Annotated in this window: 12 protein-coding genes; 5 read left to right on the top strand and 7 right to left on the bottom strand. The window is 67.0% G+C overall.

Annotation, left to right across the window (positions count from 1 at the left end; translation table 11 throughout):
* Position 1: 1 nt before the first annotated feature.
* The 3 genes from U0R18_RS02765 to U0R18_RS02775 all read right to left on the bottom strand — a co-directional run bounded on the left by U0R18_RS02765 (position 2) and on the right by U0R18_RS02775 (position 3,855).
* Positions 2-1,114 (bottom strand): ABC transporter substrate-binding protein, encoded by a 1,113-nt coding sequence (locus tag U0R18_RS02765; protein WP_526365710.1) that lies wholly within the window; start codon positions 1,112-1,114, stop codon positions 2-4.
* A gap of 1 nt (position 1,115) precedes the next feature.
* Positions 1,116-1,964, bottom strand: a complete 849-nt coding sequence (locus tag U0R18_RS02770) for an AAA family ATPase (protein WP_526365712.1) — start codon at positions 1,962-1,964, stop codon at positions 1,116-1,118.
* An 82-nt stretch (positions 1,965-2,046) separates the two neighbouring features.
* Positions 2,047-3,855, bottom strand: coding sequence for a nitric oxide reductase activation protein NorD (locus tag U0R18_RS02775; RefSeq protein WP_526365714.1), 1,809 nt, complete (start codon positions 3,853-3,855; stop codon positions 2,047-2,049).
* Here U0R18_RS02775 and U0R18_RS02780 point away from each other — a divergent pair.
* The 3 genes from U0R18_RS02780 (at position 3,854) to U0R18_RS02790 (ending at position 7,118) form a co-directional block, all read left to right on the top strand.
* Entirely contained in the window at positions 3,854-4,837 is a 984-nt protein-coding gene (locus U0R18_RS02780) for an SDR family NAD(P)-dependent oxidoreductase (protein WP_526365716.1), read from the top strand. The two genes, U0R18_RS02775 and U0R18_RS02780, sit on opposite strands and share 2 nt — an antisense overlap.
* 12 nt (positions 4,838-4,849) lie before the next feature.
* Positions 4,850-6,145, top strand: coding sequence for a TetR/AcrR family transcriptional regulator (locus U0R18_RS02785; protein ID WP_526365718.1), 1,296 nt, complete (start codon positions 4,850-4,852; stop codon positions 6,143-6,145).
* A gap of 103 nt (positions 6,146-6,248) precedes the next feature.
* Positions 6,249-7,118: a mycofactocin-coupled SDR family oxidoreductase gene (locus tag U0R18_RS02790; RefSeq protein WP_526365720.1), complete on the top strand. Its 870-nt coding sequence runs from the start codon at positions 6,249-6,251 to the stop codon at positions 7,116-7,118.
* A gap of 15 nt (positions 7,119-7,133) precedes the next feature.
* Here U0R18_RS02790 and U0R18_RS02795 read toward each other — a convergent pair whose 3' ends face one another.
* The 3 genes from U0R18_RS02795 to U0R18_RS02805 are packed head-to-tail and all read right to left on the bottom strand — an operon-like array spanning position 7,134 to position 9,852.
* Positions 7,134-7,916, bottom strand: a complete 783-nt coding sequence (locus tag U0R18_RS02795) for an SDR family oxidoreductase (RefSeq protein ID WP_526365722.1) — start codon at positions 7,914-7,916, stop codon at positions 7,134-7,136.
* Between the two features lie 25 nt (positions 7,917-7,941).
* The gene (locus U0R18_RS02800) at positions 7,942-8,946 is read right to left on the bottom strand and encodes a hypothetical protein (protein WP_526365724.1); all 1,005 of its coding nucleotides are present in this window, start codon (positions 8,944-8,946) and stop codon (positions 7,942-7,944) included.
* 3 nt (positions 8,947-8,949) lie between these two features.
* Complete coding sequence (locus tag U0R18_RS02805; RefSeq protein WP_526365726.1) at positions 8,950-9,852, bottom strand: metal-dependent hydrolase; 903 nt, start codon at positions 9,850-9,852, stop codon at positions 8,950-8,952.
* Positions 9,853-9,964: 112 nt separating this feature from the next.
* On the opposite strand from U0R18_RS02805, the gene U0R18_RS02810 reads away from it, so the two are divergent.
* Entirely contained in the window at positions 9,965-10,630 is a 666-nt protein-coding gene (locus U0R18_RS02810; RefSeq protein WP_526365728.1) for a TetR/AcrR family transcriptional regulator, read from the top strand.
* A 22-nt stretch (positions 10,631-10,652) separates the two neighbouring features.
* On the opposite strand, the gene U0R18_RS02815 is transcribed toward U0R18_RS02810, so the two are convergent.
* Entirely contained in the window at positions 10,653-11,816 is a 1,164-nt protein-coding gene (locus U0R18_RS02815) for an acyl-CoA dehydrogenase family protein (protein ID WP_526365730.1), read from the bottom strand.
* Between the two features lie 209 nt (positions 11,817-12,025).
* Here U0R18_RS02815 and U0R18_RS02820 point away from each other — a divergent pair, with 209 nt between their 5' ends.
* Positions 12,026-12,754, top strand: coding sequence for a VldE C-terminal domain-containing protein (locus U0R18_RS02820; protein WP_526365732.1), 729 nt, complete (start codon positions 12,026-12,028; stop codon positions 12,752-12,754).
* Positions 12,755-12,759: the final 5 nt, after the last annotated feature.

Below are 12,759 nucleotides of genomic sequence, written 5' to 3' on the forward strand. Positions count from 1 at the left end.
ACTACTCCTCTCCGAAGCGGTCAACGAGTTTGGAGTTGACACCGTCGGGGTCCAGCGTCCGGGCCACCAGGTAGCCCGCGCCCATCCAGGCCCGGCGGGTCCACTTGCCGAACGACACCCGGGTGCCCGGGGCGCCGGATGCCGCGGGCAGCATCTTGACCCGCTCGAGGGCCTCCTTGACGCCACGCGGACTCAGCGGATGTGCGTCAGAGAACGCGCGCACCAGGGTCTCGGCGACATCGCGATTGACCACGGACACGCAGTACTCGGGTCGCGCGCCGTACTTCTCGGCATAGCGATCGAGGAAATCCTGCCCGATCGGGTTGCCCTCGTCGTACTGGTCGACGCCGATCCAGCCCAGGAACGCCTGCCACATGATCGGATTCACCCAGGCGTTCTGGAACGCCGTGGTGGTGAACCGCGGCGGATCCCAGTCCAGTGCCTCCAGGGCCGGGTTGATGAAGACGATCCCGAAGCCGAAACCGAGGTGCACGATCGCCTCGGACTTGGCCTCGTGCAGGGTCCGAACCGCGTCATTGATGTCCTGCGCGGTCTGGGCCACCACGGATTCCGCCACGATACGGATTCCTTTGCGGCGGCACGCACTTCGCAGGTTGGTCAGATAGCTCTGACCGATCAGGCTCTGCTCCATCAGCACACCGATCTGGCTCAGGTTGCGTTTGGCCAGTAGGTCGGCGATGAAGATGGGTTCGTCGGTCATCGAGCCCTGCGGGAAGGCGAATGTCCATTCACCCAACCAGTCGTCGGTGCCCGTGACACTGATGGCCGGCACCTTGAAGCGCTCTTCGATGGCTTCCCGCATCGGTACGCAGTTGTCGGTGATGTTGGGCCCGAAGACCACCAGGCAGCCCTGGTCGACGAGATCGGCGTACGCGTCGATCACCGCCTTGACCGAACCCTTCGGCAGGCCTTCCACCTCGGAGTAGATCATCTGCACAGGGCGGTCCATCAATCCCTGCGCGCGCGCCTCTTCGAAGACCAGGTCGAAGGTCTGGGAGAAGCTGGCCTGCAGCACCTCTGGAAATCCGGGCGGCAGGGTGAAGTCCATCAGATAGCCGACCTTGATCGGCTCTGCGGTGCTCTCGTAGGACATGTCAGCCTTCCGCCGGTGTCAGATAGATATCGATCATCTCGGCCAGTCCGCGGCCCACAACCAGATCGTCGGTGAGCGGTCCGGCGATGGCGGCCTGCGCCGCGTCCCTCGGGCTCAGGCCCTCGGCCACCAGTCGCCCCGCCGCGATGAGCACCCGGGTGGAGGCCACCTCGCGCAGGCCGCCGGTTTCGAGCCGGCGGATGGCCTGACCGAACCGGACCAGTTGTGCTGCGGTGGCCACATCCACACCTGACTCGTGCGCGACGATGCCTTCCTCGACTTCCGGTGCCGGAAAGCCGAATTCGATGGCCACCATGCGCTGTCGGGTGGAGTCCTTGAGATCCTTGAGCACACTCTGATAGCCGGGGTTGTAGGAGACCACCAGGCAGAACCCGGGGGCGGCGTCGAGTGTCACGCCCAGCCGTTCGATCGGCAACTGGCGCCGGTGATCGCCGAGGGGATGAAGGACCACGGTCGTGTCCTGACGCGCCTCGACCACTTCGTCGAGGTAGCAGATGGCGCCCTCACGCACCGCTCGGGTCAGCGGACCGTCGACCCACACCGTCTGGTCACCCTGGAGCAGGTAGCGACCCACCAGATCGGCGGTGGTCAGATCGTCGTGGCAGGACACTGTGATCAGCGGCCGGCCGAGGTCGTAGGCCATCGCCTCGACGAATCGTGTCTTCCCGCATCCGGTGGGACCCTTCAGCACCAGCGCGAGGCCCTGCCGATAGGCCGCCTTGAAGACGGTCTCCTCGTTCCCGATCGCCTGGTAGAAGGGCCGCTGCGGTGATTCCAGCGTGATCACTCCGTTCGGGTGAGCGGGCTCGGCCTGCACCGAGGTCGTCATCGATGTCCTCCTCGTCGAACGCGGCGCCGATAGCACCCTAGCGCGGAACAGATATTTGGTTCAAGCATTTGGCGGTGATTGGTCAGGACACCCGGCGGCGGACCTCGGCAGCCCGGATCGCCGACCGGAATATCGGGCCGATGACGGCCGGCAGTTGGTCCGGTCGGCCCACGGTGGCGTGCGCGGCGCCGCCGAACACCGCGCGCAATGCCGCCACCTCGGTGCCGGCCCCCACGGTCAGGCACACGCAGCCGGTCCCCCGGCGACGGGCTTCGGTCAGTGCCCGGCGGGCGTCGGCGGCGCCGTACTCACGCTCGTAACCGTGGTCATAGGCCAGACCGTCCGAGAGCACCACGAGCAGGCGTCGTGCGGTACCGCCGTCGGCCTCCAGCACGGCGGTACCGTGCCGGATGGCCGCGCCGAGGCGGGAGTATCCGCCGGGCTCCAGGCTGTTGAGGCGTCGCAGTACCACCGTGTTCAAAGTTTCGCCGAATCGCTTGACCGGCAGCATGTTCACCGCCTGTCGACCCTGGGAGTTGTAGGCGAACAGCGCCACCCGATCGCCCAGGTCATGCAGCGCGACGGTCAGCGCCGCGGCCACCGTGCGCTGCTGCTGGTGCACCGTGCGGCCAAGGCTGCCGGGTTCGGCGGCCGAACCCGAGACGTCCAGCAACAGCAGCACCGACAGATCGCGTCGGCGCCGAAGATTGTCGAGGTACACCGCTTCATCGGGCGCCGAACCGGCCCGCACCTCGAGGCGTTCCTCGATCGCGGCGTCGATATCGATATCGTCCCCCTGGGGCTGCCGGTGTCGCCGCTGCAGGCCCAACCCCAGCCGCGCGAGCGGGCGGGCCACGCTGAGTGCGTCGTCGATGGTGCCCGAGGCCCCGGTTTCGACGGCCGGCATCGTCTCGGTGACGGTGCACCAGTCGGATCGGTACCGCTTGCGGGCGATATCCCACTCCGGATACGTGAACCTGCTGGGACGGAGGTTGACCACCTCGTCGGGCGTCCCGGTGGAAGCCGTCGACACCACCGCGCGGGCCCCCCGGTTGGATCGGTTGGTCCGGTGGGTCGGCGTGTCCGCACCGGGCGGGCCGCCACTGTCATCGGTGCTGCGCGCCGAGTTCAGGAGCTTCTTGAGCCAATTGCCGATCGCGCCACCACCGCCCACCGGACTGGTGAACAGGTCGGCTCCGCCGCTGTCGTCGATCTCGCCGTCGTCTAGTTCCTCAAGTTCGGCCTTCGCGAGCTTGTGCGGCACGTGGCCCGCGCCGTGCTGGTCGGCCTGCGTCGCGGCAGACCGCTGCGCCGCAATGACGCTCTTGGGCCGAAGAACACCGAAATCGGTTGGAGGTTGCGGCAATTCGATCTTCGACGAGGCCAGCACCAGGGAGTCGGCCGGCGAGGTGCTGCCGGGGTCCGGGGACTTATCCAGCAGGTCCGACAACGCCGCCGGGATCAGATAGGCGTTCTCACGGAGCGCGCGACGCCCCTCCGCGCAGAGGTAGCGCTCCGCCAGCCGGGGTTTGCGCACCAGAGCGCCGATGATGTCGGGTGCCAGGCTGCCCGCCGCGATCAGTGAGGCCTGGACGGCCAGCTGAGCGCGCTGGCGGGCCGCTGGCACCCCCGGATCGAGGTGGATGGTCTGTCCGTCGGTCCACGGCGGCTCACCGGGGCCGGTCTCTGCCACCGCGACCGCGCGTCCGGCGAGCGCCGAAGCCAGTAGCTCGAGGGACGTTGTCCGTTCGGCGACAGCGGTTTTCGGATCATCCGCCCCACCGTTCGGCACCGCGCCCTCCGATTTCGGACCTGTTGACCAAATATCTGTTCCACCGTAGAGTTCAGCGGACCGCCCGTCAATCACCGACGAGGAAGAGCCGAGGAACATGATCGACTTCACGGGGCAGACGGCGATCGTCACGGGGGCCGGCCGCGGTCTGGGCCGGCTGTACGCCCTCGACCTGGCTCGCCGCGGCGCCGCAGTGGTGGTCAACGACCTGGGTGGCAGCATGCGCGGCGACGGCACCGACCGAAGCCCGGCCGACGATGTCGTCGCTGAGATCAGCGCTGCCGGCGGAACCGCGGTGGCCTCCTATGATTCGGTCGCCACACCCGAGGGCGGGGCGGCCATCGTCGCGTCGGCACTGGACAACTTCGGCCGCTTGGACGTGGTGGTCAGCAATGCCGGCATCTTCGGCTCGGTGCTGTTCGAAGATCTGACCGTCGACCAGTGGCGGCGCATGTTGGAGGTGCACCTCGATGGTGGCTTCCATCTCGCCCAGCCGGCGTACCGGGCCATGCGGTCGGCGGGTCGCGGCGGCCGCTTCGTATTCATCTCGTCGTCCGCCGGGATGTTCGGCCAACCGATGGAGGCGCACTACGCGGCCGCCAAGGCCGGTTTGGTCGGATTGATGAACGTCATCGCCATCGAGGGCGAGGCCCACGGCATCCTGGCCAATTCGGTCCTGCCGACCGGCTTTTCCCGGATGGTCACCGAGACCGTCGGCGATGAGAAGTTCCTGGCCGAGTCGGGGTTCATGCGCGCCATCCGGCCCGAGCTGGTGGTACCCCTGGTCACCTTCCTGGCCAGCCGGGCCTGCACCTTCACCCATCGCAGCTATTCGGCATGTGCGGGGCGGTATGCCCGGGTGTTCGTCGGACTGGGCCATGGCTGGCTGGCGGAATCCGCGGCGACGCCCAGTGCCGAGGACATTGCCGATCGGCTCGACGAGATCTCGGCGACCGATCCCTTCCTGGTGCCGGCGTCCATCGTCGACGAGGTGCTCGAGGTCTGCGACCGCCGCGGAATCAGTGCGATGCCCGGCGGCGCCGAGGTCGCCTTCCCCGAACAACAGGCTGCCGATCGGTAGGATCGTGACCTGATGACCACCTCGCGGATCGACGGCGCAGCACCCGGCGCGAAAGCGCGCGCCGACGCATCGACCGAGGCCACCCGCCGGATCGAGATCCTGCAGACGGCGGATTCGGTGATCGCCGAGTACGGGCTGCGGGCCTCGGTGCAGCAGATCGCCGATGCCGCAGGCATTCTCGCGGGCAGCCTGTACCACCATTTCGAATCCAAGGAAGCCATCCTGGTCGAGCTGATCCGCCGCTACCACGCGGACCTCGACCGAGTGGGCGACGCGGCTCTCGAGCGACTCGACCAGCCCGATCCGCCGGCACCCGACCAGCTGATCCTCGCCCTGAGCCGCGATATCGCCCGATGCGCCGCCGGGCATCGGGCCGCACTGCAGATGTCGTTCTTCGAAGGCCCCAGCTCGGATCCCGAGCTTGCGGCGCTGACCAGACGGCGGCCGGAGAAGATCCAGGCCGCCATGTCGCAGGCGTTGCGGGCCGGCCGCTGGAGTGGTTACCTGCGACCGGAATTCGACCTGCCGATCCTGGCCGACCGGTTGTGCCAGAGCATGCTGCACGTCGGCCTGGATGTCATCCGGCACAAGGCATCCAGTGATGCGGTTGCCACGCTCAAATGCCGGATGGCATTGCACGGCCTGGCCACCAAGCGGCCCACCGATGCCATGCTGGACCGCTCACGAGCGATGGCTGCGGCCAATGCCGTGATCGATTCGTGGACCGATGACCGAGAGGGACGGGACAAGGCCGCGCACGTGCGGGCGGTCGCCCGGATGGAATTCGGGCGGCGCGGTTACGAGATGACCACCATCCGCGATATCGCGGCGGCCGCAGGATTGGGTACCGGTACGGTCTACCGCATCATCGGGTCCAAGGATGAACTGCTGATGTCGATCATGGTCAACTTCGGCCAGAAGGTCGGCGGCGCCTGGACCGACATCATGTCGTCGGATTCCACCGTGATCGAGAAGCTGGATGCGCTGAACTGGCTCCACGTCAACGCCCTCGACCGGTTCACCGACGAATTCCGGATCCAGCTGGCCTGGATGCGGCAGTCCTCACCGGGTACCAAGAGTCCCGCGTTCTCCTTCGATACCCGAATCCGGGAGATGAAAGCGCTGCTCTCCGAGGGCATTCGAGCTGGGGATGTGTCGATCGACAGCCCACCGGGCGATATGTTGGCCCGCTGCGTGATCGGTGACGGCTGGATCCCGGAAAACATCCTGCGCGATATCGGGGTCCGGAATTCGCAGGTGCTCAACCGCGACACCATGCTGCGCGGCATCGCCGTCCGCCGCCGCTGATCCTCCCGACCCTGAGCAGACCAAATATCTGTTCCAACCATTGACCAAATATCTGTTCCGCAGTAGTGTCCGCTCGGGTAGATCCGCCATGGAAGGGTTCGGAATGGGACGTGTAGCGGGCAAGGTGGCAGTGGTCAGCGGCGCGGCGCGCGGGCAGGGCCGGGCACATGCAGTGAAGCTGGCCGCCGAGGGCGCCGACATCATCGCGGTCGACCTGTGCGAGGACATCGAGACCAACAGCTATCCCCTGGCCCGGCCGGAGGATCTGGACGAGACGGCGCGATTGGTCGAGAAGGAGGGGCAGCGCGCCCACACCGCCATCGCCGATGTGCGGGACCGGGTCGGGTTGGCCGCGGCCATCGACGCCGGCGTCAGTGAGCTGGGCGGCCTGCACATCGTGGTCGCCAACGCCGGTATCGCACCGCTGACCGCCGGACTGCCCATGCAGGCCTGGGTGGACGCCGTGGACGTCGACCTGATCGGGGTGATGAACCTGGTGCACGCCAGCCTGAAGCACCTCGAGGCCGGGGCATCCGTCATCGCCACCGGCTCCCTGGCCGCCTACCTGGCTTCGATGCAGGGTCGCAGCGTCGGCGACGTCGATGCACCCGGTGGCGCCGGGTATTCGTTCGCGAAGCAGGTAGTGGCGCACTACATCAACGATCTCGCGATCCAGTTGGCGCCCCGGTTCATCCGGGCCAACGCCGTACACCCCACCAACGTCAACACCGACATGCTGCACAACATCGACATGTACCGGCAATTCCGCCCCGATCTGAAGGATCCGACCCGGGAGGACGCCGAGCTGGTCTTCCCGGTGCTCAATGCGATGCCGATCCCATTCGTCGAACCCGAGGACATCAGCGAGGCCGTGGTGTTCTTCGCCTCCGACGCCGCGCGGTACATCACGGGTCAGCAGCTCAAGGTCGACGCCGGCGGTTACGTCAAGACGATGCCCTGGACGCTGCGCTGACGTTTCGGTGTGCCGTCACGGCTCCGACCACGCGCCCTCGGCGTTCCCGAGGTCACTGAAGTCCTTGTGGCCCAGGCCTGCAACGCACCCGCCGTCCACGACGAACTCCGAACCGGTGGAGTAGCTCGACTCGTCGCTGGCCAGGTACACCACCAGGTTCGATACCTCGGCGGGCTCGGCGGCGCGGCCCAGGGCGGTCTGGAACAGGTCCTCGGGCACACCCTCGACCATAGGGGTCCGGATCAGACCCGGATGTATCGAGTTGACCCGGATCCCCCACTGCCCCAATTCCATTGCCGCCGACTTGCTGATGCCGCGAACGCCGAACTTTGCCGCGGTGTAGCCATGCGTCATCGCGGTCCCGGCCAGGCCTTCGATCGACGAGATGTTGATCATCGACCCCCCGCCGGCCGCGCGCATGGCCTTGACCGAGGCCCGCATGCCCAGGAAGACACCAGTCAGGTTGATGTCGATGATGCGTTGCCAGTCACCCAGGTCGTAGTCCTCGACGGTGCCGACGTTGATGATGCCCGCGTTGCTCACCAGGACGTTCAGCTTTCCGAAGGTGGAGACCGTGGCTTCCACCGCGGCCTCCCAGTCCTCGGGACTGGTCACGTCCAGATGGATGTAGCGGGCGGCCGCACCGATCTCCTTGGCCACCAGCTCACCCTCGGCGTCCAGGACGTCACCGCAGACCACCTGGGCGCCCTCGGCGACCAATGCCCGGGCGTGGGAGGCGCCCATCCCCCGCGCTCCGCCGCTGATCAGAGCCACCTTGCCGGTCAGCCGTCCCGCCATCAATCCTCCTGTGCTGTCGAAGCGTTCAGCTGATCTCAGCATGCCGCGTGCGCGGTTCAGAACGGTTCGCCGAATTCAGCCGGAGTGGCAGCGTCGCAAGGGCCAGCATGCCGATCAGTCCGAGCGTCTGGACCACGGCGTAGAACCGGACGCCGCCGTCGTGCAGCACGTTCCCGACAATCATCGGCAGGAAGGCCAGGACGTAGATCCCGATCATCGCCGGCATGAACGGATCAACCCGTCGCGCCGGGGTCGCCGAACGCAACGACTGCACCGTCACCACGGCCAGGCCCAGCACCAGGACCACCAGAACGGGCCACTGCTGACCGATGGTGAAGGTGGCCGCCAGCAGCGGCAGCATCCAGACCATGCCCAGTGCCAGGACAGCGATGGCGGCCAGCGGAGCCCGCACCGCCAGTGCATGGCGCGTCGACCACCGGGGCCGGGCATCGCCGTCGAGGTGGGCCCGGCAGCGCAGCATCACGTAGAAGAAGGTCGCCCCCCAGGTCGACTGCCAGAACATATCGGCCAACGGCCAGCCGAGCCAGTACTGGAACAACACGAAATGCGGGTCCCACGTCCACCAGACGATGTTCCGCAGATTTCCCTCGATGATGTACGGCGCATCGAGAAAGATCATGAAGAGCCCGCCGGTCAGTGCGGCCCGCCAGTGGCTGGGGATGCCGAGCGCCTCGACCACCAGGAAGCCCATCGTGAAGATCACCGGATAGAACAAGGTGACGTACAGCGGCATGGCCGTGGTGCCGGCGAACAACGGAAGTGCCGGGAAGTTGATCATCACCGGAAAATCGCCCTGGACGTACATGTTCAGCGTCGCCATGCCCGCCAGTTCCAGGACCATGCCGTACACCAGCCCCGCGATCAGCACGAAACTGTAGATCCGCACCCCGCGCCGGTGCCAGAGCACCGCGTGCGCCACGGCCGCCACGAACAGGGTGAGCATCAGGGCATCGAAAACGACGGTCTGCCAGGGTAATTCGAACGGACTGTGCAGGATGATGGGCGCCATGGTTCAGGCCGTCCGGCCCGCGCCGCTGCGGTACCAGCGGGGCGCCACTCGGGGATCTTCGTCGTACCGGTCGAACCACCGAGCCGCCAGCGGAGGCAGGTTCTCGAACCTGGGGTCATGTCCGGGCCCCTGTGAACGGATCAGACCCGCGACCATGGCGGCCAGCTCGCGGCGGGGTACCCCAGCGTAGGTCGGCAGCGTGGCGGGACGCATGGCACGCGCCGCACGGATCGTGTCGAACAACGCCCGCACGCCGAGACCGGACGGCATCAGGCGGGCCGCCGCACCACCCTCGTCGGCCGGCACATGCTCGCGGAACCCGGTGCCGATGATCGTGAGGATCTCGTGCAGGTGCCTGACGACCGCGGGAATGGTCCTGAGCCGGAACAGATAGTCGTCAGCGACCGCGTTGTAGACCAGCAGGGCCGAACTGCGGTGCTCGATCTCCTCCGCGAAATGCCAGAGGAACAGCGACGCCACCCGATCGTCGCCGGGCTCGAACAGCGTGTCGTCGTGGTCCAGGAACACTTTGAAGTAGGGCGTGAACGTTGCTTCGAGCACGGCCGGGTACGCCAATCGCCAGCGCAGCGATCTGGTCGCCGTCAGGCGTTCATAGGACGCGACAACATCGTCGGCCACCTGCTGCAGACCCGGCCAGCGCCGGGACAGGGCGCGGATATGCGCGAGGTGCGCGGCCGAGTGCTGGGCCTCCTGCCGCAGATACAGCTGAGCCTCCTCGGCGGCCGCCGGATCCGTGATCATCGGAATGGCCTCGCGGGTGGCGTCGACGATGAACTTCTCGAACCCGGGCGCGAAGAACGACACCACATTGCACTGCATCGCGAACGACGAGCGCCGCGGATGCCAGTTGAACGGGATGTCGTCACCGGCCAGGTCGAAACGCACTCTCCGCACTCGAAGCTCGCTCATCCGATATCTCCCGTCGCTCCGCTTGGCCATACATATTGTTGATTATGTATGGCCATAGGGCAAGGATGAACACGGATATGATCGCCGGATGCGGAGTCACGGCTGGTCGGGTAACGCGCCGGCTTCCGACGAAGAGGCCATCGCCCGCATCCTCGACGTGGCCGACAAGATCGTCGCCGAGCGTGGTTCGGCCATGCGGATCGCCGATGTCGCACGCACGCTGGGCGTCACCCGGCAGACCGTGTACCGCTACTTCCCCAGCACCGATGCGCTGATGCTGGCGTCGGCCATGCGATCGGCCGACGGTTTCCTCGATCAGCTGGCCCACCGCGCAAAGGGATTCACGGATCCGGTCAGTGCGCTCATCGAAGGCATGGCGTTCGCCATCGAGGCGCTGGCCGAGGACGAACAGATCCAGTTCGTCCTCGGCCAGCCTCGGCAGGCATCGTCGGCGACCAGCCTGACGTCGGACACCTCGCTGACCTTCGGGCGGGAGATGCTGCACCGGTTCGATGTGGACTGGGCGGCGTACGGCTACTCGGAGTCGGACCTCGACGAGCTTGCCGAATTCGGGATCCGGACGTTGCACTCATTCCTGATGGACCCCGGCCAGCCGCCTCGCCGTGGCAAGGATCTGCGCCGCTACCTACTGCGGTGGATCGGACCGGCCATCGCCCATCCGCGGTCGGCGACATCGCTCGAGGCGCTGGCGGCGGCGTCGCGGTCCACCCGGCGGCGCACCACCGCGTCCTGAATGCGGCATCACGTGCCGGCAACTACAACCCCGGCTGGTCCTCGATGAGCCCGAGCCAGATGGACGCGGCATCCATGGCCACCTTCTCGCTGATGAAGGCGTGCTGGGTGCCGGTGTAGATGTCGCGGAAGGCCCGTTCGAGACGCGAACCCTCGCGGATCGAACTCGTACCGGCCGCCAGGTGCGCCCACTCGGCACACGAGCGCGCGATATCGGTGGCGTAGACCGCTGCGACCCGCATATCGGCGCGCAGTCGCGGGGTCAGCTCCTGACCCGCGGCCACCGCCGACTCCGCGGTCGTGAAGGCGTCGAGGATCAGCAGTCGTGCCGCGCGCCAGGCCGCAACGTGATGGGCCAGACCCTTCTGGAACGTCGGCCGGCTGGCCAGGGACGCCATATCGCTCATCCGGTATTTGGTCGCGGCCAGCTCCTCGACGTCGTCGAGCATGCTCTTGGCGACCCCGAGTGCCCACGCTGCGTGACCCGCGGCCGTCACCGGCATCATCCCCATTCGGAACGCCGGCGACGATCCGCGCACCGGCTCGGTGGTGAACAGTGGGAAGGTCCGGTCCTCGGGTACCAGGACGTCCTGCACGTGATAGTCATACGAGCCGGTGCCCTTCAGACCCTGCACGTACCAGCCGTCGTCGAAGCTCACATCCGCCCGCGGCAGGATGGCCACCCGCATCTCGGGCAGCCCTTCGGCGACCCAGGTGACCTCGCCGTCCCGCACCGGTACGAAGCCGGCGGCGATGTACTCGGCGTGGCCCGTCCCCGAACCGAACTGCCAGGCGCCGGTGAGACGGAAGCCACCGTCGACCGCGATCCCCTGCCCGTTGGGGAAGAACTGACCACCCATGGTCACCCGGTTGTCGTGTGCCGTGAAGACCTCCGCGAATCCGTCGTCGGGCAGATAGGCGGCCGCCGCGAACGACGACGGCAGGTTCGCGATGCCCACCCAGCCGAATGATCCATCCTGCCAAGCCATTTCGATCCAGGTCTCGATCATCTCGGTGAAGCCCGGCTCGTGCCCCCCGGCCGCCGCGGGATTGAATGCCTGCATCAACCCGCTGCTCCACATCCCGTCGACGATCGGCGGGGTCAACGTGCGCTGCCGTTCGGATTCAGCGGCTTCGCCCTGAACCAGCTCGCGCATACCCCGAGCCATATCGGCGGCAGATGTCATCGCATTGCGTCCTCTCGTAAGGCTTTCCCGACGACCGTACCGGCCACGCTGCCGATGTTTCGGCAATGCCCGCAGAATTCGACGAATGACCGCTTGACGTCGCGCGATGAGAAAGTCGTGGACGTGCCGGTGCAATTCCACAGCCTATTCCGATTTGCAATTTCCGAACGATGTTATAAATCCGTGACCTGCGCGGTATCGTGCAGTCCGTGGGTCGGCACGAATTACCCAAACCCCCGCGGAAGCGACGGCCGTCGCTCCCGGTGGTCGCCGTCGTCATCCCGGTCACCGCATTCCTGATGGCCGGCGCGACCGCCAACACCACCGTCCGGCCCGCACCGGGAACGGAGTGCTGCGCCGAACTGATCGCCGCGCCGATGCCCGCGACGGCCCCCACCGGCATCCGGATCGTCGGCACCGGACCGATGACCTCGACCATCGTCGCTACCCGTGGCGTCACCCGCGATATGCGGTACATGCTGCCGGCGGGGGTCGCCCCGGAGAAGGGTCTGCAGGTCGAGACGATCCTCGCCGCTCGGGCGATCAGTGCGATGTTCCCCGAGATCCACAACATCGGCGGCGTCCGCCCCGACGCCCTGCGCTGGCATCCCGACGGCCTGGCCCTCGACGTCATGATTCCCGATTACCGCAGCCCGGACGGTATCGCGCTGGGCGACCGGATCGCCCAGTACGCCCTGGCCAATGCTGACCGCTTCAAGATCAATCACGTGATCTGGCGCCAGGTGATCTACCTGCCCGGCAAGCCTCCCCGAACCATGCCGAACCAGGGCTCCGACGACGCCAATCACTACACACACGTGCATGTCGCCACCAACGGCGGCGGTTATCCGACCGGCCGCGAGACCTACTTCACGTCGGCCGACGGACCCGCGATGGGCAGTGGGTCGGTGACCACCGTCGCGGTCGGCGCCCACTGAGGCCG

This window comes from Mycobacterium sp. (assembly GCF_046330795.1).
Taxonomy (GTDB): domain Bacteria; phylum Actinomycetota; class Actinomycetes; order Mycobacteriales; family Mycobacteriaceae; genus Mycobacterium.

What these genes read in the sequence shown, in the direction of transcription:
- U0R18_RS02765 (WP_526365710.1), bottom strand. Translation starts at nt 1,114, where the DNA reads ATGTCCTACGAGAGCACCGCAGAGCCGATCAAGGTCGGCTATCTGATG.
- U0R18_RS02770 (WP_526365712.1), bottom strand. Translation starts at nt 1,964, where the DNA reads ATGACGACCTCGGTGCAGGCCGAGCCCGCTCACCCGAACGGAGTGATC.
- U0R18_RS02780 (WP_526365716.1), top strand. Translation starts at nt 3,854, where the DNA reads ATGATCGACTTCACGGGGCAGACGGCGATCGTCACGGGGGCCGGCCGC.
- U0R18_RS02775 (WP_526365714.1), bottom strand. Translation starts at nt 3,855, where the DNA reads ATGTTCCTCGGCTCTTCCTCGTCGGTGATTGACGGGCGGTCCGCTGAA.
- U0R18_RS02785 (WP_526365718.1), top strand. Translation starts at nt 4,850, where the DNA reads ATGACCACCTCGCGGATCGACGGCGCAGCACCCGGCGCGAAAGCGCGC.
- U0R18_RS02790 (WP_526365720.1), top strand. Translation starts at nt 6,249, where the DNA reads ATGGGACGTGTAGCGGGCAAGGTGGCAGTGGTCAGCGGCGCGGCGCGC.
- U0R18_RS02795 (WP_526365722.1), bottom strand. Translation starts at nt 7,916, where the DNA reads ATGGCGGGACGGCTGACCGGCAAGGTGGCTCTGATCAGCGGCGGAGCG.
- U0R18_RS02800 (WP_526365724.1), bottom strand. Translation starts at nt 8,946, where the DNA reads ATGGCGCCCATCATCCTGCACAGTCCGTTCGAATTACCCTGGCAGACC.
- U0R18_RS02810 (WP_526365728.1), top strand. Translation starts at nt 9,965, where the DNA reads ATGCGGAGTCACGGCTGGTCGGGTAACGCGCCGGCTTCCGACGAAGAG.
- U0R18_RS02815 (WP_526365730.1), bottom strand. Translation starts at nt 11,816, where the DNA reads ATGACATCTGCCGCCGATATGGCTCGGGGTATGCGCGAGCTGGTTCAG.